The sequence below is a fragment of the Neisseria sp. HMSC03D10 genome, assembly GCF_001807625.1.
GTDB classification, from domain to species: domain Bacteria; phylum Pseudomonadota; class Gammaproteobacteria; order Burkholderiales; family Neisseriaceae; genus Neisseria; species Neisseria mucosa.
The window spans coordinates 15,301-37,729 of sequence record NZ_KV789517.1 but is presented as its reverse complement, the minus strand read 5'-3'; the positions used below and the strand labels follow the sequence as shown (position 1 = coordinate 37,729).

The window sequence follows — 22,429 nt, the reverse complement described above, 5'->3', positions numbered from 1 at the left end:
GTACTGGTTTAAATTTAATCCACTATAAAAGGAGAAACCCATGAAACACATCCTCACCCTCGCACTCGCCTGCACACTCGCCGCCTGCGCCACCGAAGTCCCCGCCTACCGCTGGCACCGCACCGGCGCAAGCGAATCCGAAGTTTCCCGTCAAATCAACGTTTGCAAATCACAAGCGCAACACGACGCCAAACACGGACGCGAATCCAAATCCCTTGAACAATGTATGGACGAAGCCGGCTACTACCGCTACGAACACGGCAACCTCTAAACCTTGAGCGCCCCAAACCAAAAGGTCGTCTGAAAAACCGCGAAGGCTTTCAGACGACCTTTGCACAGAAAACGGACAAACCTCAGGTCGTCTGAAAACACCGCCGAACCACTTTTCAGACGACCCCACCGCAAATCAGACAGAAAGAACAAAACATGGCAATCCAATGGTTTCCCGGCCACATGAACAAAGCAAAAAAAGCCATCGCCGAGCGCGCCAAAAGCGTCGACATGGTGATTGAAATGCTGGACGCACGAATGCCCGCCTCCAGCGAAAACCCCCTGCTAGCCCAGCTTTCCAAAGGCAAACCCAAACTCAAAATCCTCAACAAACAAGACCTTGCCGACCCCGAGCGCACCAAAATCTGGCTCGAACACTACAACAGCCGCCCCGACACCCGCGCCATCGCCCTCGACTCCTCCGAAACCGGCGCACATGGCAAAATCACCCAAGCCTGCCGCGCCATGATTCCCCACCGCCAAGGCATAGACAAACCCCTGCGCGTCCTCATCTGCGGCATCCCCAACGTCGGCAAATCCACCCTCATCAACGGCATGATAGGCAAAAAATCCGCCAAAACCGGCAACGAACCCGGCATCACCAAAGCCGAACAACGCCTCTTCCTCGCCGACGACTTCTGGCTCTACGACACCCCCGGAATGCTGTGGCCGAAAATCATCGTCGAAGAAGGAGGCTACAACCTCGCCGCCGGCGGCGCAGTCGGACGCAACGCGCTGGACGAAGAAGAAGTCGCCCTTGAGCTTTTAGACTACCTCCGCCGCCACTACCTCCCCATGCTGCAAGAACGCTACCAAGCCGACAAAGACCCCAGCAGCCACTGGGACGACAACTCATGGCTCGAGTGGATAGCCAAAAAACGCGGCGCAGTCCTCAGCGGCGGACGGGTCAACTACCAAAAAGCCGCGGAGAACATCCTCACCGACTTCCGCGAAGGCAAAATCGGCAGAATCACCCTCGAAACACCGAACCAATGGGAAACATGGCTCAAAAAAGCCCGTCAAAAAGAAGCCGAACTCAAAGCCGTGCGCGAAGCCAGAAAGGCAGAACGTAAAGGGCAGAAGCCTGTGGACGAGTAGGGCGGTATGGTGGGCTAAAATAGAAAATATCCGTGTCTCCATTTCCGCATAGGAATGAATTCAAGCATCGGACGCTCTATAATTTGCTATAAAAAGGTCGTCTGAAACCCGAAACTGATTTTCAGACGACCTGTTCCAAATATTCACAATCAACAAGAAAACCAAAAAATGACTGAAACCCAATCCCTAGAACTCGCCAAAGAATTGATTTCCCGCCCGTCCGTTACCCCTGACGACCGAGATTGCCAAAAACTACTTGCCGAACGCCTACACAAAATCGGTTTTGCGGCTGAAGAACTCCATTTCGGCGACACCAAAAACATCTGGTTGCGACGCGGCACGAAAGCTCCCGTCGTCTGTTTTGCAGGGCATACCGACGTTGTGCCGACAGGCCCTATTGAAAAATGGGATTCGCCCCCGTTCGAACCGACCGAGCGCGACGGAAGATTATACGGGCGCGGCGCGGCGGACATGAAAACCAGCATCGCCTGCTTCGTTACCGCCTGCGAACGCTTCGTTGCCGAACATCCCGACCACCAAGGCAGCATTGCGCTCCTGATTACTTCCGACGAAGAGGGCGACGCGCTGGACGGCACGACCAAAGTCGTCGATGTATTGAAAGCGCGCGACGAGCTTATCGACTACTGCATCGTCGGCGAACCGACCGCCGTGGACAAATTGGGCGATATGATTAAAAACGGCCGGCGCGGCTCGCTGTCGGGCAACCTGACCGTCAAAGGCAAGCAAGGACATATTGCATATCCGCATTTGGCAATCAATCCCGTGCATACTTTTGCCCTGGCGCTGCAAGAGCTGACGCAGGAAGTCTGGGACGAAGGCAACGAATACTTCCCGCCGACCAGCTTTCAAATTTCCAATATCAACGGCGGCACAGGCGCGACCAATGTCATTCCGGGCGAGCTGAACGTCAAATTCAATTTCCGCTTCTCCACCGAGTCCACCGAAGCAGGGCTGAAACAACGCGTCCATGCCATTTTGGACAAACACGGCGTGCAATACGATTTGCAATGGTCGTGTTCGGGACAGCCCTTCCTGACCCACGCGGGCAAACTGACCGACGTGGCACGCGCAGCCATTGCCGAAACCTGCGGCGTAAAGACCGAATTGTCCACCACCGGCGGCACTTCGGATGGACGCTTCATTAAAGCCATTGCGAAAGAACTCATCGAATTAGGCCCGTCCAATGCCACCATCCACCAAATCAACGAAAACGTGCGGCTGGACGATATTCCGAAGCTGTCGGCGGTGTATGAGGGGATATTGGCGCGGTTGTTGCGGTAAATATTATTCAAATTAAAATGCCGACTAAAAATAAGGATGTTTTCAGACGGCGTAAAATAAAAAAGCGGAGGCAGCAGCTTCCGCTTATTTGTATGTCAAGCTTTTCAGAAAAAAAGACAATCACTTTTTATTTCGTGAATCCCTAAATTTCCAAAGCTCGTTGCAAACTTTGTGTCCAGGCAGTTTTAAATGCGGAGTCTTTGGCAAAGAGTTTGTAAAGCTCTAATTCGTCCCGATGACGTTCGCTCATTACATCTCGTAAAATAGATTGGAATGCCAGTTCTCGGGTGTGAATATCAGGGTTGTTTAGATATTTCTGTTCAAAATCCTTATGTTTGCGGATTCGGTCAGTAGTATTGATGAATTTTACCCGTTGCTCATCCGGTGTTGCGCTCCAGCCTTGAAACCATTTTTCGTTAAATACACGAATAATTTCATCAATTGGGTCTTTCTCTTCATCGTCTCTATGGACACCGCGTAGGTTCGGGTTTTGCGGTGCCAACTCCGTTTCTTCATCGTCTAATTTAATGCTGTAATTTAATTTGTCACGCGCCAAACCGTAAGAGTTTAAATCTACAGCATCTAAAATCTCATCAAATTCGTCCATCAGATCTTGTACTTTTAATTTGGGTACTAAGAATTTGAGGAACCAATAGAGCTTTTCCCAAGCAATATTTTCAAAATTGATGATGGAGGCCATTTGTCCGTAGATTTTTAAAAACTGTTTTGCCTTGATTTTAAAGTCTACTTTTGCGGTTTGTTCAAGATTCAAGTCATGATCGAAACGTTGAACCGCCACATCAATCATACTGCTTAATTGCTGTGCGTCTTTATTGGCAAAATAGCCTTCAGTAAAGTTGTTGACCTCTGCCTGTTCGTACACGCCGGTTTCATCCAACTGATCTTTCAAATCGTGCAATACATTTATATCGGTTGCTTTAGATAAAGAGGTGGAGGTATAAAACGGCTCAAATGCTTGCTGGATATCTTCTACACTATTAAAGAAATCCAATACAAACAAATCTTCCGTGCGTTTACCCAACTTATTGGCACTACGATTTAAACGTGATAAAGCTTGCACACAAAGTACGCCGGAGAGTTTTTTATCTACATACATCGCACACAATTTCGGCTGGTCAAAACCGGTCAGATATTTATTGGCGACCACCAGCAAACGATATTCATCTTGATCGAAATAATCTTTGGTTTCGCTTTCCGCAAAGCCGTTCATTTCAGATTCAGTATATTCCACCCCGTTTACCGTTTTACTTCCTGAGAAGGCAATAGCGATTTTAAACGGATTACCTCGCTCGGCAAGCAAGCGGTTTAATGCTTGAAAATAGCGGATGGCCGTTTCGATATTTTGCGTTACCACCATTCCCTTGGCTTTGCCTTTGAGTTTTTTACGGTTAAAGATTTGCTGGATAAAATGATCCAGCATCACCTCCGCCTTGGTATCAATGGTTTGCTGCGAACGCTCCACATGAGCTTTCAGACGACCTTGTGCCTTTTTGCGATCAAATTTTGGGTTATCTTCAATAGATTTGGTGATCTCATAAAAACTTTTATAAGTGGTGTAATTCGCGATTACATCCAAAATAAAGCCCTCTTCAATGGCCTGCTTCATTGAATAAAGATGGAACGGCTTAAATTTGCCATCTGCCTGTTTCTCGCCAAATTTTTCTAAAGTGGAGTTCTTCGGTGTGGCGGTGAAGGCAAAGTAAGAGGCATTACCGCGCATTTTGCGGGATTGCATCGCTTTTAAAATCAAATCTTGTACATCTTCGGCATCGACATCTTCCGTTTTGCCGATGGCTCGGTTCATATTGTCGTGTGCCGAACCGGATTGTGAGCTGTGTGCCTCGTCAATAATTACAGCAAATTGTTTGTCGCTTAAATCAGCTATGCCATCCACAATAAACGGGAATTTTTGAATAGTGGTGATGACGATTTTCTTGCCCTGTTCGAGTGATTGGCGTAAATCTGCCGAACTCACCGCCGGTGCAACAATATTTTTCACTTCCGAAAAATCTTTGATATTGTCGCGTAGCTGCTTATCAAGCAAACGACGGTCGGTAACGACAATTACCGAATCAAAAATCGGGCGGTCTGACTCTCTACCGTTTGCCGCCTTTTCATTGCGCGGATATGCCTCAATCAACTGATACGCCAGCCAAGTAATGGAATTAGACTTGCCCGAACCGGCAGAATGTTGAATCAAATAACGTTTACCCACGCCCTGTTCACTGACATCAGCAATTAAACGGCGGACCACATCTAATTGGTGATAGCGGGGGAAAAAGAGTGTGCGTTTATCCAACGGATCTTTGGTTGATCCATCCAAGCGCATGAAATGTTGAATGATGTTGGCAAGGCTTGCTTTGCTAAAAACCTCTTGCCATAAATACGCTGTGCGGTGTCCGTTCGGGTTGGGCGGATTGCCCTTGCCATAGTTGTTACCTAAATTGAACGGCAAGAAAAACGTATCAGAACCCGCCAGTTTGGTGGTCATGTAAGCTTCTTCCGTATCCAAAGCGAAGTGTGCCAAACAACGCCCGAAATGGAACAGTGTTTGGTTTAAATCGCGGTTTCGGTATTGCTTTTGTGCATCAATCGCCGTCTGACCTGTCCAATGGTTTTTCAGCTCAAGGGTAATAATCGGCAAGCCATTGACAAACAGCACCATGTCCACCGTTTCATTGCTTGAGGCAGAATAAGGCACTTGGCGCATACAGCTAAACAGATTCTGTTCAAAACGCTGTTTTACCTTTTCGCCGCTGCTGGCAAGCGGAACGGGGTAGAGCAAATCAAAATGGGCGCTATCAATATCCAAGCCTTTTTTCAGAAGGTGCAAGAGGCCGTTTTTCTTCATTTGGCGGTCTAATCGTTCTAGAATTTTACGTTGCCAATCGTTTGGATTTAGCTGTTGAAAACGGGCGAGTTCTGCCTCTTGGCTGGTTTGCAGGAATTGCCAAAACAGACGTGTATCAATGGCAAACTGCGCATCAAAATCCTGTGAAAATGCCAGCTCAAAACCATGATGGCGCGGCAGGTATTCCGCCTTCGGTTCGCCCAGCTTATTTTCCATGTTTTCACGCCAAGTGCCGGTTAAGGCTTTTTCAATGGCGATTTCCAAATCTTTTTCCTTTGTTTCTGAAACCATTTTGTACTCTTTTGTGAAATTTTTTTGAAATTTATTCATTACGTCCAAATTATCAGCGCTGCCAATATTCAAAATCCATCGGATTTTTTGACCGCACTTTAAACATGCTATACCTGCACCTTGCCGGTCACCACATCGTTAATCAACACGCTTTTGTATTCTTTCAGCTTTTCAATATGGGCTGTTTTTAATGCAATAGCCTGATCGATTTTGGCGGTTTGTGTATCTAGGTAGTCTGCGATTTGTTGTTGTTCCTGTATAGAAGGGAATGGAACCTTAATAATTCCTAATGCAGTTCCACTTAGCTCCATAAATGTTGTACCACTGCCCAATGAATTTAAATATTCCGTACTTACAGTCAAATAATAATATAAAAATATATTATTAATTTTTTCATTAAGTACAAGAGACTTACAACCTTGATTTGTACATAGCTCAACATCCGTAATTGCTACTTTTCCAATAGGTGCACGAGTTGTAATAACAATAGTTCCTGGCGAGACAAGATAAGAACCACAATTCTCATAACCTTTTTGAGTTATTTTTCGTTCTGATGAAGTAATAAATTTTATGTTATTAATATCTTTAGGGGTAATCCAAACTATATTACCATCCCAGTAATCTTGATTATTTGAAGAAGGGGTTGCCCCATTAAAAATAAGTGCTATATTTTTTAATTTCTTAACATCCCAATGCTCCGGCACTTGCCCTATCCATTCCACACCGGAATCTTTTAACGGCACATCAGGGTTTAAGCCTCGGATTACGGCATTTTGAATCAGAATCTGCTTGTGCTCTTTCAACAGGGCAATCTGCTTTTCCGCCAAATCCACCGCCTGATCGATTTTAGCGGTTTTATCGTCTAGGAATTGTGCGATTTTTTGTTGTTCTAAATATGGTGGAATAGGTAGTAATAATTCTGCAAAATCAGCATAGCGAAAATCTGTTGAGCGCTCCCTAATTCCTTTAGCCAAGGAGCTAATAAAGCCTGATAATGCAAGATTTCTTAAGTAATAAGCGTAAAAATAGACATCAATTTTTTGTTTATCATGGGGCAAACAAACAGAATAAACTGGTGTTGCTTTACCATCTGAATCAGAAATACCAATTGCCCCTGCAAAAGCATCCATAGCGTGAATAACTAAATCACCTTTTCTAATTCCTTGATAGCCGTGTTCTTTTAGCGCATTTGTAAATCCTTCAGTTCTTCGATTAGCTCTCAGAGTTACTTGCCCATCCCTAAAACAAGTAACAATTTGGTCTTCCTCATTCACTTTTCTTTCTATTTTCTTAAAAATGAATTTTGAACGTTGCACATCCCAATGGCTCGGCACTTCCCCTAACCATTCCACGCCCGAATCTTTGTAACTCTCGTATCGTCTCATTTGCAAAAAATCCTTAAAATCTGACCGCTCTTATCGGTGCAATTTGCGGTTCTGTTAAAGCCCCGTCCAAACATCACAAAATGCGCCTTATATTCCCAAAATCTCACTAATCAAGCCGTCTGCTTGTTTTTCCAGCGCAAGAATGTCTTGGGCAACTTCCGCAAGGCTGCGCAATGGTTTGTGGCGGTAGAAATATTTATTGAAACTGATTTCATAGCCAATTTTCACGCTTTCCATATTCAGCCATGCTTCGCTGATGTGCGGTTGCACTTCGGCTTTGAAATAATCGTGGATATTTTGTTTAAGCGGTATGGATTCGCTGTCGCGTAAGTCGCTGCTGGTTTCATATAGGATATATTCGCCTGCTTTGCCGGTGGTGTAATAGCCAAAGTCTGCCAGCTCGTCGGTTTGGCATTGGTAGCGTTGGCAAAGGGCGTCCAATTCGTTTGGTTTGAGCTTAAGTGTTTTGGCAATGACTTTGGCGGCATTTTCGTTATACCAACTGACAGCGTTGAAGATGGCTTTTTTATCGGTGGCAGAAAGAGTGGTTTTTTCGGCTTTCAGACGACCTTCCACGGCTTCTTTGAATCGGTTGAAATCGTCAAATTGTTGTCCGCCGAAATGTTCAAGCAGTTTTGAGGCCGTCTGAAAAAGTGCGGAGGCTTTTTCCCACGTTTTGACATCCAGCAGCTTGGCTTTGTTTTTGTTGTTTAAGGCAATGCCTTGCGCTTCGCACCAAGCGGTAATTTCTTGCTCGGTTTCGGCTAAATATTCTGCGTTGTAAACTTGTTCACCATGTTGCTGATAGAGATATTGCATCGGTTCGAACAGACCCTTGTCAAAATGTAAGGATGCAATATTTTCTGCGGTAAATTGGGCAGAGCGACGATCCGGGCGTTCGATAGTGACTTTGTAATAGCCGAAATCTTGATTGTCAAAAATCTGTGAAGCTAAGCCGACCGCTTCATTTTGGCTGTCGGTTTCGCGTGCTTTAGCGGTGAAATCGAGATAGTTTTGGGTAATTTCGGCGATATGCTCCGGCGCAAATTCACAGTTTTTATCGCCGAGGTTTTTACGCAGTTTACGGAATAAGAGGCTGGCGTCAATGAGCTGTACTTTACCTTTGCGTGCCTCGGGTTTGTTGTTGGACAGCAGCCAAATATAGGTGGTAATGCCTGTGTTGTAGAACAGGTTGTTAGGTAGCTGTACGATGGCCTCCAGCAAATCATTTTCAATAATATGGCGACGGATGTTGCTTTCCCCTGAACCTGCATCGCCGGTAAAGAGGCTTGAACCATTATGTACAGAGGCCACTCGGCTGCCGATTTTGTTGTTTTTCGGCGATTTCATCTTGTTGACCATTTCCATCAGGAAAAGCAGCTGACCATCGCTGGATCGTGGAGTGGCATCAAGGGTTTCCGAATTGCCCCAGTAGTCAGGCAAGCTGACTTTGAAGCGGCTGTCGATAACCTCATTGCCGTCTTTAATATAGGCTTGGTCGCTGCTCCAGCTTTTGCCGTAAGGCGGATTGGAAAGCATAAAGTCAAACTGTTTGCCTTGGAAGCTGTCGGTGGCAAGGGTTGAGCCAACTTTGATGTTTTCGGGGTTGTCGCCTTTAATCATCATGTCGGATTTGCAGATGGCGTAAGTTTCGTCGTTGATTTCTTTACCGAATAAGAAAATTGAGCGGTCACCTTGCGATTCAGGCAGGGGATATTTTTGTTCAATGAAGTTTTGTGATTCGGTCAGCATACCGCCGCTGCCGCAAGCCGGATCGTAAATCGTAATAATGGCCGGAATTTGGTTTTGGAGCGGATCAAATACCAAATGCGTCATCAGCTCAATCACTTCCCGTGGAGTGAAGTGTTCGCCGGCTTCTTCGTTGTTTTCTTCGTTAAATTTGCGGATCAGTTCTTCAAATACATATCCCATGCCCAGATTGGTTAGGGCTGGCAATTTGTTGCCATCAGGGTCTTGTTGTTCTTTAGGGGTAAGATTGATATAGGGCGATACAAATTTTTCCAATACACTCAGCAAAACGTTTTTATTGGACATATGGCGGATTTGTTCACGCAGCTTGAAGCAGTTGATAATTTCCTGCACGTTGGCGCTGAAACCATCAAGATATTCTTCGAAATTCGCCAGCATGTACTGTGGTGTATTGCTGGCGGTTTGGTAGAGGGATTTCAACGTCCATTTTGAGGTGTTGTAGAAGACATAACCAGTAAGGGCTTCGATAGGTTGGTTATCCAATTCGGTAAATGCCAATTCTTCTTTTTGAAAGCGCACTTCTTCTAATACCGCTTCTTTGCTTTGCTCAAGCAAAGTATCCAAGCGACGAAGCACAAACATCGGCAAAATCACATCACGATATTTGCCGCGTACATACACATCTCGTAGGCAGTCGTCGGCAATACTCCAGATAAAAGAAACGAGTTTGTTGTGAACTGAATGATCCATATTTATTCCTGAGTGATTTATTACCAATTTGACGCAATATTGTTCCTTATTTTCACTAAAAGGACAATTTATGTTTTTAGAAAATGGGTATTCCGGTTTGTTTCTTTGGTTTCTAAAATCTAGATAGGATCAATTTAGGAAATAAAAATTTTGTAATAAGGCGCGTGCTTTTCCTCTAGAATATGGCAAAACAGCGTGAGAGCTGACCATCCATATTTGGAGCAAACTATGATAATTCTGCCTTCTCTGCATAATCTGCCGATGCGATGGAATTTTATACGAGAGCGACTGGAAACCGACTTTTCAGATGACCTCGAAGCCCTGCTGCATGAACGTTTTACAGAACACGAAGCCAAGCAGTTCGAGCAGGATTTTATCGACCGTATCGGCTGCGCGCCTGAAGAATATGTCCGTATCCGCCGCGCCATCCGTTTGTTGGAAGCGAGTTATCCCGACAGTCCGAACGAACTGACCTCCGCCGCCATTGCCACGCCTTTGGGCGAGATGCTGGCGGTGTTTGGCAGCAAGGGTTTGTGTTTGCTGGAGTTTGTCGGGCAGAAGCATATGGAACAGGAAATTACCGCCGTCCAAAAAGCCTTGCGCGGACGGTTTGTGTTTCGGGAAGATGAGCGAACGCAACTTCTGCGGCAGGAATTGGACTTATACTTCAAGGGTCGTCTGAAAACCTTTGCCACGCCTTTGGAGCAGATTGGCACTGAATTTCAAAAGCAGGCATGGGATGCGCTCTTGGCGATTCCTTACGGCGAAACGCGCAGCTACAAAGAGCAGGCGCAGCGTTTGGGCAATCCTAAAGCCGTCCGCGCCGTTGCCGCCGCCAACGGGCAGAACAAAGTGTCCATTCTGATTCCCTGCCACCGCGTCATCGGCAGTGACGGCAAACTGACCGGCTACGCAGGCGGCCTGAACCGCAAACAGTCGCTGCTTGCTTTGGAACGCGGCGAAGTTCAGACGACCTTGTTTTGATTTTGAAGTAAGTCGGATACTGGTATCTGACAACGCCGATTGAAATTACCGGATTCGAAAATCCGACCTGACTAAAATAGAGCAGCGGCAGATTGCTCATCAATGCCCGACCTGCCGGAAAGGAGAAATACGAATATGAACCTGAAAAACCGCCATTTCCTGAAACTTTTAGACTTTACGACCGAAGAAATCACCGCCTACCTCGACCTTGCCGCCGAATTGAAAGCCGCCAAAAAGGCAGGGCGCGAAGTGCAGCGGATGAAAGGGAAGAACATCGCCCTGATTTTTGAAAAAACATCGACCCGCACCCGCTGCGCGTTTGAAGTCGCCGCGCGCGACCAAGGGGCGGGGGTCACTTATCTGGAGCCGTCCGCCAGCCAAATCGGGCATAAGGAAAGCATCAAAGACACCGCCCGCGTGTTGGGCAGGATGTACGACGGCATCGAATATCGCGGCTTCGGGCAGGACGTGGTCGAAGAATTGGCGAAATACGCCGGCGTGCCCGTGTTCAACGGTCTGACCAACGAGTTCCACCCCACCCAAATGCTCGCCGACGCGCTGACCATGCGCGAACATAGCGGCAAACCTTTGAACCAAACCGCGTTTGCCTACGTCGGCGACGCGCGTTACAACATGGCAAATTCGCTGCTGGTGTTGGGCGCGAAGCTCGGCATGGACGTGCGTATCGGCGCACCGAAAACCTTGTGGCCGTCTGAAAACATCGTCGCCCGCGCACGCGCCGTCGCCGAAGAAACTGGCGGAAAAATCTTGCTGACCGAAAACGCGGAAGAAGCCGTCAAAAGCGTCGATTTTATCCATACCGACGTGTGGGTCAGCATGGGCGAGCCGAAAGAAGCGTGGCAGGAACGCATTGATTTATTGAAAGATTACCGCGTTACCCCCGAACTGATGGCGGCATCGGGCAACCCGCAAGTCAAATTCATGCACTGCCTGCCCGCCTTCCACAACCGCGAAACCAAAGTCGGCGAATGGATTTACGAAACCTTCGGCTTAAACGGCGTGGAAGTAACGGAAGAAGTATTCGAAAGCCCCGCCAGCATCGTGTTCGACCAAGCGGAAAACCGGATGCACACGATTAAAGCGGTGATGGTGGCGGCGTTGGGGGACTGACGGCTAACGGCAGTGCTATATCAAAAAAATGATTAAATCAGTCTATAATAAATCTGAATAACAGGCACTTACACCCCCTTCCCTCGAAGGCAGGAATCTAGACTTCTATTTTGGGCGAATGTACAGAGATTGTTGCGATTCCAAACTTTTAGATTTCCACAAAACAAAAGTCGTCTGAAAACAAGCATGATTGGTTTTCAGACGACCTTCAAACCGCTTCCTAAATTGTCCAACCAAGAAACAGGAGAAACCAAATGGAAGAAACATTTGTCCAAACGCTGACCATCGCCGGCTCGGATTCCGGCGGCGGGGCGGGGATACAGGCGGATTTGAAGACGTTTCAGATGCGCGGCGTGTTCGGCACCAGCGTGCTGACAGCCGTGACCGCGCAAAATACGCTCGGCGTATCGGCGGTGCATCTGATTCCGACCGACATCATCACTGCTCAAATCGAAGCCGTCCGCTCCGATTTTGAAATCCGCGCCTATAAAATCGGGATGCTGGGTACGGCGGAAGTGATTGAATGCGTTGCCGAAAATCTGAAAAAATGCCGTTTCGGCAAGCGCGTCCTTGATCCGGTGATGATTGCCAAAGGCGGCGCGCCGCTGTTGCAGGACTCCGCCGTTGAAGCGATGAAACGTCTGCTTCTGCCTGATACCGACATTCTGACGCCGAACCTGCCCGAAGCGGAAACCTTGACGGGCGTGCGCATTGAAAACCGCCAAGACGCGGAACGCGCTGCCAAAATCCTGCAAGATTGCGGTGTGAAAAACGTGGTGATTAAAGGCGGGCATTTGGGCGACAGCCGCAGCGAATACTGCACAGACTGGCTGTTTACGCCGGATGATGTGTTTGAATTTACCGACCGCCGCTTCCCGACGGCGCATACGCACGGTACAGGCTGCACGTTCTCCGCCTGCATCGCCGCCGAGCTGGCAAAAGGTTTCGAGACACTCGAAGCCGTGCAAACCGCCAAAAAATACATTACCGAGGCGATTCGCAACCCTTTGAACATCGGCGCGGGACACGGTCCGGTCAATCATTGGGCTTATCGGGATTGAGGGATATGGAAAGGTCGTCTGAAAACAGAAAATCCGTTTTCAGACGACCTTTTGTTGTGGCATCCGTTGATGGCAAACATCAAGCCGGATTCATGAAGCTTTCGATTTCTTGTAAGGAAATGTCGGGCGTCGCGCCGTGTCTGGAGGCGACTAGGGCGCCGAGAGCGCAGGCGAAAGTGATGGCTTCTTGAGGCTCGGCATTGTTGAGCAGTTTGTAAGTCAGTCCTGCCAAGAAGCTGTCGCCGGAGCCGACGGTATCGGCGACTTTGATGCGGAAGCCGCAGTGGCGGTAGAGTTCGCCGTCTTTGTATAAAATCGCGCCGTGTCCGCCTAAAGTGACGCAGATGGTTTGTGCGCCGGTCAAGCGGTTGAGGTAGGCGATGTTTTGTTCGATGCTGTGGTAGGGAGAGCCGTAAACTGCGGACAGTTCGTACAATTCGTCGTCATTGAGCTTGAGCATATCCGCACGCTTCATGGTGGCGAGCAGGCGGTCGGTGTCGTAGTGGGGTTTGCGCAGATTGACGTCGAAGATTTTGAATTTGGCTTTTTCCATCAGTTTGTCTAATGCCGCACGGGAAATCTCGTCGCGGGTGGCAAGGCTGCCGAACACGAAGGCATCGGATTCGGCGACACGCTGCAAGGCGGCATCTTCGACGATGATGCGGTCCCACGCGCAGGGATATACGATTTCGTATGACGCGCTGCCGCATTTGTCCAAGATGACTTTGACAAGGCTGGTATCGCATTCTTTGCACACTTGCAGCAGGTCGGTATTGACGTTTTTCGCTTGGATTTGGCGCAGCAGCTCTTCGCCGTCGGCATCATCGCCGCGACGGCTGATGATGGCAGTATCGACCCCGAAGGATTGCAAACGGACCAAAACGTTCAGCGGCGCACCGCCCAACACTTTGCCGCTTGGAAAATCGTCCCACAACACTTCGCCGAAACTGGTTACTTTCATTTTAGACCTTCCTTGCTTTGAGTTGATTGGATGGAACTGCTGCGCTGCGTACGGCTTACCTATCATGTATTTGTAGTAAAACTCCAATACTTAGGCGCGTAAGTATTATGTTTTAAAATCTACCGACTGACAAGCAATCGCGGGCTTATCCGTCAGGAAGTTTGATTCATCACAATATTGCGTTAAAGACGGCCTGATTCGGCAAATCGGCAGGGTTTATTTTTCTTTCATTTTATAAGTGCTTTGGGAAGGGGGTAGGCTGATTTTTGAAATTTAAATACAAATCGGCAGAATATGTTTGAACAGACGGGCTATATATTCCGATTTTCTTCATTTCATTACGATATTTAAAAACCCTCTCTTTAAGCCTATAATGTAGTCGTTAAAAATACCGAAAGGTCGTCTGAAAACGTGAATATCCATTTTCAAACGACCTTCATTAACGGAAAGAACAAATCATGCGTCCATTAAATGCCCGAATCCGCTTGGACAATCTGCGCCACAATTATCAAACCCTGAAACAGATTCACGGCGGCAAAATGCTTGCCGTTATTAAAGCGGACGCTTACGGACATGGCGCGGTACGGTGCGCCCACGCATTGTCCGAAATTGCCGACGGATTTGCCGTCGCTACCATGGACGAAGCCGTCGAATTGCGCGAGAGCGGCATTAGCAATCCCATCGTATTGCTCGAAGGCGTGTTTGAAGCGTCGGAATACGCTACCGTCGATAAATACAATTTGTGGCCGGGCGTCGGCAGCCAATGGCAACTCGAAGCCTTAATCGCCCATCATTGGCAGCACCCCGTCAAAGTCTGGCTCAAAATGGATTCCGGTATGCACCGTGCCGGCTTCTTCCCGCACAATTACACTTCCGCCTACACCGCCCTGAAACAATGCAAACACGTTGACAGCATCGTCAAATTCAGCCATTTTGCCTGCGCTGACGAACCCAACAACGGCATGACCGAAATGCAGCTTGAAGCCTTTGATTTGGCGTGTGAAGGCTTGGAAGGCGAAGAAAGCCTTGCCAACTCCGCTGCTATCCTGAATGTTCCCGAAGCCCGCCGCGATTGGGGTCGTGCCGGTCTGTCACTTTACGGCATTTCTCCGTTCGGCGGCGTGGACGAACGCCTGAAGCCCGTCATGTGCCTGACTTCCCGCGTATTCGGCGAACGCGTCCTGCAACCTCATTCTCCCATCGGCTACGGCGCGACGTTTTATACCAGCAAGTCCACCCGCGTCGGCCTAATTGCCTGCGGTTACGCCGACGGCTATCCGCGCCGAGCCTCGACCAACTCGCCCGTTGCCGTCGAAGGCAAACGCAGCCGCATCATCGGCAGGGTGTCAATGGACATGATCACCGTCGAACTCGATGCTTCCAAAGAAGGTTTGGGTGCGGAAGTCGAATTGTGGGGCGACATTGTTAATATCAACGAAGTCGCCGAAGCCGCCGGTATGATTCCGTATGAAATTTTTTGCAACGTCAAACGTGCGAAGTTTACCTATTCGGAGTGATTTAAGTAGCGGTTTGAACTGAAGGTCGTCTGAAAACAAAGTTAACGGTTTCGTTACATGGTTTTCAGACGACCTTCTTCATAGGGCTTTTTGAAAATCCAAATATTTTAAGAGCGGCCGTCATTCCCGCGCAGGCGGGAATCCAGAACATAAAATTTAGGAAACTTTTTTCTTTGACGATTTCTGCACGGATAAATCTGGATTCCCGCCTGCGCGGGAATGACGGCAGACGGAATATCAGGTTCGGGCAATGCAAAATTGTCAACAATCCAAGTCATATTATTCTAAAGCGGTGCTATAATTTCCCAAATCAATTTTTCAGACGACCCCTGCAAGGACCCTGACTTATGAACAATTCAGTCATCACCGTCATCGGCAAAGACCGCGTCGGCATCGTGTACGACGTTTCCAGAATTTTGGCGGAAAACCAAATCAACATCCTCAATATCAGCCAGCAGCTGATGGACGATTTCTTCACCATGATTATCTTAGTGGATACCTCGAAATGCCCCAAATCGCGGCAAGAAATGCTGGATTTGTTTGCGGAAGAGAGCAAAAAACTCGCGCTCGACATCCGCATGCAAAACGAAGAAATCTTCCAAGCCATGCACCGCATTTGAGTCGGAGGAATGTGATGAGTATCCAATCCGGCGAAATTTTAGAAACCGTCAAAATGGTTGCCGACCAGCATTTCGACGTCCGCACCATTACCATAGGCATTGATTTGCACGACTGTATCAGCACCGACATCGATGTACTGAACCAAAACATTTACAACAAAATCACCACTGTCGGCAAAGATTTGGTCGCTACGGCGAAACACTTGTCTGCCAAATACGGCGTGCCGATTGTGAATCAGCGTATTTCCGTCACGCCGATTGCCCAAATCGCGGCGGCAACCAAAGCCGATTCTTACGTCAGCGTGGCGCAGACTTTGGACAAGGCAGCCAAAGCCATCGGCGTGTCTTTTATCGGCGGCTTTTCCGCGTTGGTGCAAAAAGGCATGTCGCCTTCAGACGAGGTGTTAATCCGCTCCATTCCTGAAGCGATGAAGACTACCGACATCGTGTGCAGCTCCATCAATATCGGCAGCACGCGCGCCGGCATCAATATGGATGCGGTCAGACTGGCGGGCGAAACCATTAAACGCACGGCGGAAATCACGCCCGAAGGTTTCGGCTGCGCCAAAATCGTCGTGTTCTGCAACGCAGTGGAGGACAATCCGTTTATGGCGGGCGCGTTTCACGGCTCGGGCGAAGCGGACGCCGTTATCAATGTCGGCGTATCGGGGCCGGGCGTGGTCAAAGCCGCGCTGGAAAATTCGGACGCGGTCAGCCTGACCGAAGTCGCCGAAGTCGTGAAGAAAACCGCCTTCAAAATCACCCGCGTGGGCGAACTCATTGGCCGCGAAGCCTCGAAAATTCTGGGCATCCCGTTCGGTATTCTCGATTTGTCGCTGGCACCGACCCCCGCCGTCGGCGACTCGGTGGCACGTATCCTTGAAGAAATGGGCTTGAGCGTCTGCGGTACGCACGGCACGACGGCTGCCTTGGCATTGCTGAACGATGCCGTGAAAAAAGGCGGCATGATGGCTTCCAGCGCGGTCGGCGGTTTGAGCGGCGCGTTTATCCCCGTTTCCGAAGATGAAGGCATGATTGCCGCCGCCGAAGCAGGCGTGCTGACGCTGGACAAACTCGAAGCAATGACCGCCGTTTGTTCTGTCGGTTTGGATATGATTGCCGTTCCCGGCGACACGCCCGCGCACACGATTTCCGGCATCATCGCCGACGAAGCCGCCATCGGCATGATCAACAGCAAAACCACTGCCGTGCGCATCATTCCGGTAACGGGCAAAACCGTCGGCGACAGCGTCGAGTTCGGCGGACTGCTGGGCTACGCGCCGGTGATGCCGGTTAAAGAAGGTTCGTGCGAAGTGTTCGTCAACCGCGGCGGCAGGATTCCCGCGCCGGTTCAGTCGATGAAGAACTGATTGCCTGACCATGAAAAAGGTCGTCTGAAAACAAGCTTTGCGAGTTTTCAGACGACCTTCTCCATCCTTGTGCCTATATTTATCCGTAAAAAATGTTTACAATATGAAAATGCGCCTGTTTCTCAGGCATTTTTGCGATAGAAAGGCAATCATGCAAGTTACATCAAAATGGATAGACGGAATGTGCTTTGTCGGCACGACCGAAAACGGACACAGCGTCGTTATGGAAGGCGCGGCGGCGGAAGGGCAGGCGAAACGCGGTCCCAGCCCGATGGAAATGCTGCTTTTGGGTGTGGCGGGCTGTTCCAGCATCGATGTTGTGATGATTGCCGAGAAACAGCGTCAAAAGGTAGTGGACTGCCAAGCGACGGTTACTGCGAAGCGCGCCGACGATACCCCGCGCGTGTTCACCGAAATCCACATCCATTTTAAAGTCATCGGACACAATCTGACCGAATCCGCCATCGAGCGCGCCGTGCAGATGTCCGCCGAGAAATATTGTTCCGCCTCGATTATGCTGGGCAAGGCGGCGAAAATCACCCACAGTTTTGAAACCGTCGAAGCAGAGTAATTTTTCAGACGACCTCCCGTATCTTTCAGGGGTCGTCTGAAAAGCGTTTAGAGGCGGAATACTGTTAAAGCGTGAATAAAGACCGCCCGACAAAAAAGCAGATATATTCACGCTACACCATGAATATATCTGCTTGCTTATTGTGGATTCTCTCTCTATCAGCCTTTATAACTTGGCCTTTCGACATATTGTGCAAGCTTAGTTAGGGATTGTCAACAATTTTTAATTATATCTTAATCAGGTTTCGTGACATATTGAAATGGAATCAAGTATAAAGCGATACGGGGCGGCTCAACGCCATCGCAAATTTCCAGTCATTTCAAACAATATGCCACGCCAGACCATGAGGAGAGCTGAAATAATGAATACCGATAACGAAACCCTCCATGCGCCCACCCCTTCTTCCATGATGCCGGCAGGCAGGCACGATTCGGAGCTGTTCCGCGTTTACGCCCTGATTTTGGACGGCATCACCGACCATGTTTTGCTGCCCGGCAAAAAATTGACCGAATCCGAGCTTTGCCGCCAGATGGTCTGCTCGCGCAATACCGTGCGCGGCGCGCTGTCCCTGTTGGCACACGACAAAATCGTCGATTTGCAACCTAATCGCGGCGCGTTCGTCCATGTTCCCGATTTGAAGGAAATGCAGGACGTGTTCAACGCGCGTATCGAAATGGAAAGCATGATTTTGAACCTTCTGTCCGATATGCCCGATTTGGAAACCCGCCTCCAGCTGCTCTACGCCATGATCGAGCGTGAAGAGCAGGCGTCCGACAGCGGCGACCGCGTGGGTTGGAACCGCCTGTCCAACGCCTTTCACGTCGAACTCGCGCGCTTGATCGACAATAATGTCTTGTTCGACATCATGAACACCCTGTGCGCCCGCTCTTCGCTTATCGTTGCCGTCTTCGATGCGCAGCGTAATGAAAAACGCGCCATCAACCCCCATACCCATTCCGAACACCGCGAAATCCTCGACCTGCTGGTCAACGGCAAACGCAACCGCGTGGTCAAAATCATGCGCAAACACTTAAGCGCGTGCGTGGAGCGTTTGGAGCGCAAATACGAAGGCGAGTAATCAAAGGCCAATAAAAGGTCGTCTGAAAACGAGCGTGGGTAGGTTTTCAGACGACCTTTGTCAGCATTTTCGGTGTTGTCAAACATCTTTACGCCAACCTGCCGACCAAACCGACATTACGGCATTTTTTCATGAGACATTTCTCCAATGACCGCTTATACGCAACAGCTCGACCAAAAAATCCAATACTTGCAACAGCTTTTCCAAGGTTTGGATTTTCCTGAAATTCAAGTTTTCGAATCCCCCGAACAGCATTACCGTATGCGCGCCGAATTCCGCATTTGGCACGAAGGCGGCGAAATGTTTTACGCCATGTTCGAGCGCGGACAGAAAGCAAGCGGCGCAAGCCTGATACGTTGCGACCAATTTCCCGCTGCTTCGGAGTCTATCAATACCTTGATGCCCAAACTCATCGAAGCCGCCACGCAAAATCCCGAACTCAAAAACCGCTGGTACGCCGTAGAATTTCTGTCTGCACTGAGCGGCGAGATGCTCGTTACCATGATTTACCACAAAAAACTGGACGAAGCGTGGCAACGTGCCGCCGAAACCTTGGCGCGTGAATTGGGCATCCATATCATCGGTCGGAGTAGGGGGCAGAAAATCGTCTTGACTCAAGACTATATAACCGAAGAGCTGAACGTAAACGGCAAAACCTTCCGCTACCGCCAAGTCGAGGGCAGCTTTACCCAGCCCAATGCCCGCGTGTGCGAAAAAATGCTCGGCTGGGCGTGTGATGTTGCGCAAAATCTCGGCGGCGATTTGCTCGAACTTTACTGCGGCAACGGCAATTTCACCCTGCTGCTCTCGCAGCATTTCCGTCAGGTTTTGGCGACCGAAGTGTCCAAAACTTCCGTTTACGCCGCGCAATGGAACATCGAGGCTAATCAACGGGACAACATCAAAATCGCCCGTCTCTCCGCCGAAGAATTTACCGAAGCCTACACGCAAAGCCGCGAATTCCGCCGCCTGCAAGAACAGGGTATCTCGCTGAAAGATTATGGTTTTTCGACTATTTTTGTCGATCCGCCCCGCGCCGGCGTCGATGATGAAACGCTGAAGCTGGTTTCCCGGTTTGACAACATTATCTATATTTCCTGCAATCCTGAAACCCTACGCGCGAACCTTGATATACTTTGCCAAACCCATACTGTCGAACGCGCCGCGTTGTTTGATCAGTTCCCGTTTACGCACCATATCGAAAGCGGCGTTTATTTGAAGAAGAAATAAAGAAGCGGGGTTGAAAAAGGTCGTCTGAACATTTTAAAAACATGGATTTTCATGCGCAAAACTGTTTTCAGACGACCTTTTCCCTGGTAAGCAATTTCCAAGAAAGCCTGAATCATCATGCCCATAGATTCCTTTTTCTACCTCTTACTGCTCACCGGATTTTGTGCCGGACTGATGAATGCGGCGGTCGGCGGCGGTGGGCTGCTGCAAGTCCCCGGACTATTCAACCTACTGCCCGCTTCCACGCCCGTGGCTTCGGTGATTGGCACCGACAAATTCGCTTCCTACTTCGGCACGCTGACCGCAACGGGGCAATACCTGCGCAAAATCCCCGTGCCGTGGAAAGTGCTGCTGCCCGCCGCCGTGCTGGCGTTTGCCGCTTCCTATCTGGGCGCGAATGCCGTGGCGTATCTGCCCGTGCACTACATGAAACCGGCGATGTTGGTCATCATGGTGGTCATGTGCCTTTATACTTTTCTGAAAAAAGACTTGGGGCAGGCGGTGCGCACCGAAAAATTGACGCGCCGCGAAACCTTATGGGGCTTGCTGTTCGGCGCACTCATCGGTTTTTACGACGGCATCTTCGGGCCCGGCTCAGGCAGCCTGCTGGTCTTCGTGTTCGTCCGTTTTTACGGTTATGATTTCCTGACGGCGAACGCATCCGCCAAAGTCATCAATTCCACCACCTACCTTGCCGCGTTGACGTTTTTTATCCCGCAAGGGCATGTTGTTTGGGCGTGGGCAATTCCGCTTGCGCTGGCGAATTTATGCGGCAGCGTGGTCGGCGCGAAATTGGCGATACGCGGCGGAACTAAGTTTCTGCGTTATGGATTTATGGTGTTGCTGTGTCTGACCATAGGCAAATTTGCTTGGGATTTGATTCGATAAAAGAAGGCATACCGCAGGCAGGATTCATCCTCCGAAAGCGTTTCAGACGACCTTTGTATGCTAAAATCCGTTATCTTTCAGCATCTGACCGATAGAGGGAAAACATGGCAGGCAACACTTTCGGACAACTCTTCACCGTTACCACCTTCGGCGAAAGCCACGGCGCAGGTTTGGGCTGCATCATCGACGGCTGCCCGCCCGGACTGGCATTGACCGAATCAGACATCCAAGCCGACCTTGACCGGCGCAAACCCGGCACCAGCCGCCACGTTACCCAACGCCGCGAAGCCGACCAAGTCGAAATCCTCTCCGGTGTCTTCGAAGGCAAAACCACTGGCACACCCATCGCCCTCTTAATCCGCAATACCGACCAACGCAGCAAAGACTATGGCAACATTGCCACCAGCTTCCGTCCCGGCCATGCCGACTATACCTACTGGCACAAATACGGCACGCGCGACTACCGCGGCGGCGGCAGGAGCTCTGCCCGCGAAACCGCCGCCCGCGTTGCCGCAGGAGCCGTCGCCAAAAAATGGCTGAAAGAAAAATTCGGCACGGAAATCACCGCCTACGTTACCCAAGTCGGCGAAAAAGAAATTCAGTTTGAAGGTTACGAACACATTTCCCAAAATCCCTTCTTCGCCGCCAACCAAAGCCAAATCGCCGAGCTGGAAAACTATATGGACAGCGTGCGCAAATCGTTGGATTCCGTCGGCGCGAAACTGCATATCGAAGCGGCCAACGTCCCCGTCGGCTTAGGCGAACCCGTCTTCGACCGCCTCGATGCCGAAATCGCCTACGCCATGATGGGCATCAACGCCGTCAAAGGCGTGGAAATCGGCGCGGGCTTCGGCAGCATCGTCCAACGCGGCAGCGAACACGGCGACGAACTCACCCCGCAAGGCTTCCTGTCCAACCACTCCGGCGGCATCCTCGGCGGCATCAGCACCGGACAAGACATCCACGTCAACATCGCCATCAAACCCACCAGCTCCATCGCCACCCCGCGCCGCAGCATCGACATCAACGGCAACCCCGTCGAACTCGCCACCCACGGCAGACACGACCCCTGCGTCGGCCTGCGCGCCGCCCCCATCGCCGAAGCCATGCTCGCACTGGTCCTCATTGACCACGCCCTGCGCCATCGCGCGCAAAATGCCGACGTAGTTGTCGATACGCCCGATATTGCCAAATAGTGCGGATAAAATTGAAAGAGGTCGTCTGAAAACAAACATGACGGATTGTGCCGAACATTTTCAGACGACCTTTCTCAACGCCTATTGAGATAAGTGTGCCGGCTTGTCCGCAACATAAACATTTACAATCGAACATTCGCAAAA

At 49.7% G+C, this 22,429-nt stretch carries 19 protein-coding genes; 14 read left to right on the top strand and 5 right to left on the bottom strand.

Going from position 1 to position 22,429, the window contains the following annotated elements:
• Window positions 1–40 precede the first annotated feature (40 nt).
• Entirely contained in the window at window positions 41–271 is a 231-nt protein-coding gene (locus tag HMPREF3066_RS03790; RefSeq protein ID WP_045074321.1) for a hypothetical protein, read from the top strand.
• Here the strand turns inward: HMPREF3066_RS03790 and HMPREF3066_RS13090 are convergent.
• A complete protein-coding gene (locus HMPREF3066_RS13090) occupies window positions 268–423 on the bottom strand; it encodes a hypothetical protein (protein ID WP_003776816.1) in 156 nt (51 codons plus the stop codon). The two genes, HMPREF3066_RS03790 and HMPREF3066_RS13090, sit on opposite strands and share 4 nt — an antisense overlap.
• A 3-nt stretch (window positions 424–426) precedes the next feature.
• Here HMPREF3066_RS13090 and ylqF point away from each other — a divergent pair, with 3 nt between their 5' ends.
• A complete protein-coding gene (gene ylqF / locus HMPREF3066_RS03785; protein ID WP_070440545.1) occupies window positions 427–1,368 on the top strand; it encodes a ribosome biogenesis GTPase YlqF in 942 nt (313 codons plus the stop codon).
• Window positions 1,369–1,536: 168 nt separating this feature from the next.
• Window positions 1,537–2,670 (top strand): succinyl-diaminopimelate desuccinylase, encoded by a 1,134-nt coding sequence (gene dapE, locus HMPREF3066_RS03780; RefSeq protein WP_060975369.1) that lies wholly within the window; start codon window positions 1,537–1,539, stop codon window positions 2,668–2,670.
• 142 nt (window positions 2,671–2,812) lie between these two features.
• Here dapE and HMPREF3066_RS03775 read toward each other — a convergent pair whose 3' ends face one another.
• The 3 genes from HMPREF3066_RS03775 to HMPREF3066_RS03765 all read right to left on the bottom strand — a co-directional run bounded on the left by HMPREF3066_RS03775 (window position 2,813) and on the right by HMPREF3066_RS03765 (window position 9,678).
• Window positions 2,813–5,872: a type I restriction endonuclease subunit R gene (locus tag HMPREF3066_RS03775; RefSeq protein WP_321178902.1), complete on the bottom strand. Its 3,060-nt coding sequence runs from the start codon at window positions 5,870–5,872 to the stop codon at window positions 2,813–2,815.
• 68 nt (window positions 5,873–5,940) lie between these two features.
• Entirely contained in the window at window positions 5,941–7,218 is a 1,278-nt protein-coding gene (locus HMPREF3066_RS03770; protein ID WP_070440541.1) for a restriction endonuclease subunit S, read from the bottom strand.
• Between the two features lie 87 nt (window positions 7,219–7,305).
• The gene (locus tag HMPREF3066_RS03765; protein ID WP_070440539.1) at window positions 7,306–9,678 is read right to left on the bottom strand and encodes a type I restriction-modification system subunit M; all 2,373 of its coding nucleotides are present in this window, start codon (window positions 9,676–9,678) and stop codon (window positions 7,306–7,308) included.
• A 228-nt stretch (window positions 9,679–9,906) separates the two neighbouring features.
• Between HMPREF3066_RS03765 and HMPREF3066_RS03760 the strand changes: the two genes are divergently transcribed.
• The 3 genes from HMPREF3066_RS03760 (at window position 9,907) to thiD (ending at window position 12,854) form a co-directional block, all read left to right on the top strand.
• Window positions 9,907–10,662 carry a methylated-DNA--[protein]-cysteine S-methyltransferase gene (locus HMPREF3066_RS03760; RefSeq protein ID WP_060975373.1) on the top strand — a complete coding sequence of 252 codons (756 nt, stop codon included), beginning with the start codon at window positions 9,907–9,909 and terminating at the stop codon, window positions 10,660–10,662.
• 135 nt (window positions 10,663–10,797) lie between these two features.
• Window positions 10,798–11,793 (top strand): ornithine carbamoyltransferase, encoded by a 996-nt coding sequence (locus HMPREF3066_RS03755; protein WP_040668956.1) that lies wholly within the window; start codon window positions 10,798–10,800, stop codon window positions 11,791–11,793.
• Window positions 11,794–12,047: 254 nt separating this feature from the next.
• Complete coding sequence (gene thiD, locus HMPREF3066_RS03750) at window positions 12,048–12,854, top strand: bifunctional hydroxymethylpyrimidine kinase/phosphomethylpyrimidine kinase (protein ID WP_045074304.1); 807 nt, start codon at window positions 12,048–12,050, stop codon at window positions 12,852–12,854.
• A gap of 79 nt (window positions 12,855–12,933) precedes the next feature.
• Here the strand turns inward: thiD and HMPREF3066_RS03745 are convergent, their stop codons facing one another.
• A complete protein-coding gene (locus HMPREF3066_RS03745; RefSeq protein WP_049225883.1) occupies window positions 12,934–13,815 on the bottom strand; it encodes a carbohydrate kinase family protein in 882 nt (293 codons plus the stop codon).
• Window positions 13,816–14,273: 458 nt separating this feature from the next.
• On the opposite strand from HMPREF3066_RS03745, the gene alr reads away from it, so the two are divergent.
• The 8 genes from alr to aroC all read left to right on the top strand — a co-directional run bounded on the left by alr (window position 14,274) and on the right by aroC (window position 22,285).
• Window positions 14,274–15,332: an alanine racemase gene (alr, locus tag HMPREF3066_RS03740; protein WP_060974429.1), complete on the top strand. Its 1,059-nt coding sequence runs from the start codon at window positions 14,274–14,276 to the stop codon at window positions 15,330–15,332.
• 347 nt (window positions 15,333–15,679) lie between these two features.
• A complete protein-coding gene (locus tag HMPREF3066_RS03735; protein ID WP_003765481.1) occupies window positions 15,680–15,952 on the top strand; it encodes an ACT domain-containing protein in 273 nt (90 codons plus the stop codon).
• A gap of 14 nt (window positions 15,953–15,966) precedes the next feature.
• Window positions 15,967–17,322 (top strand): PFL family protein, encoded by a 1,356-nt coding sequence (locus HMPREF3066_RS03730; protein WP_009174020.1) that lies wholly within the window; start codon window positions 15,967–15,969, stop codon window positions 17,320–17,322.
• 151 nt (window positions 17,323–17,473) lie between these two features.
• Window positions 17,474–17,893, top strand: coding sequence for an OsmC family protein (locus HMPREF3066_RS03725; RefSeq protein ID WP_070440537.1), 420 nt, complete (start codon window positions 17,474–17,476; stop codon window positions 17,891–17,893).
• A 361-nt stretch (window positions 17,894–18,254) separates the two neighbouring features.
• Window positions 18,255–18,971 carry a GntR family transcriptional regulator gene (locus HMPREF3066_RS03720; protein WP_070440535.1) on the top strand — a complete coding sequence of 239 codons (717 nt, stop codon included), beginning with the start codon at window positions 18,255–18,257 and terminating at the stop codon, window positions 18,969–18,971.
• Between the two features lie 147 nt (window positions 18,972–19,118).
• Window positions 19,119–20,201: a tRNA (uridine(54)-C5)-methyltransferase TrmA gene (gene trmA, locus HMPREF3066_RS03715; RefSeq protein ID WP_070440533.1), complete on the top strand. Its 1,083-nt coding sequence runs from the start codon at window positions 19,119–19,121 to the stop codon at window positions 20,199–20,201.
• A 117-nt stretch (window positions 20,202–20,318) separates the two neighbouring features.
• A complete protein-coding gene (locus tag HMPREF3066_RS03710) occupies window positions 20,319–21,089 on the top strand; it encodes a sulfite exporter TauE/SafE family protein (protein WP_070440531.1) in 771 nt (256 codons plus the stop codon).
• A 104-nt stretch (window positions 21,090–21,193) separates the two neighbouring features.
• Window positions 21,194–22,285, top strand: a complete 1,092-nt coding sequence (gene aroC, locus HMPREF3066_RS03705; protein ID WP_070440529.1) for a chorismate synthase — start codon at window positions 21,194–21,196, stop codon at window positions 22,283–22,285.
• The last annotated feature ends 144 nt before the right edge of the window (window positions 22,286–22,429 follow it).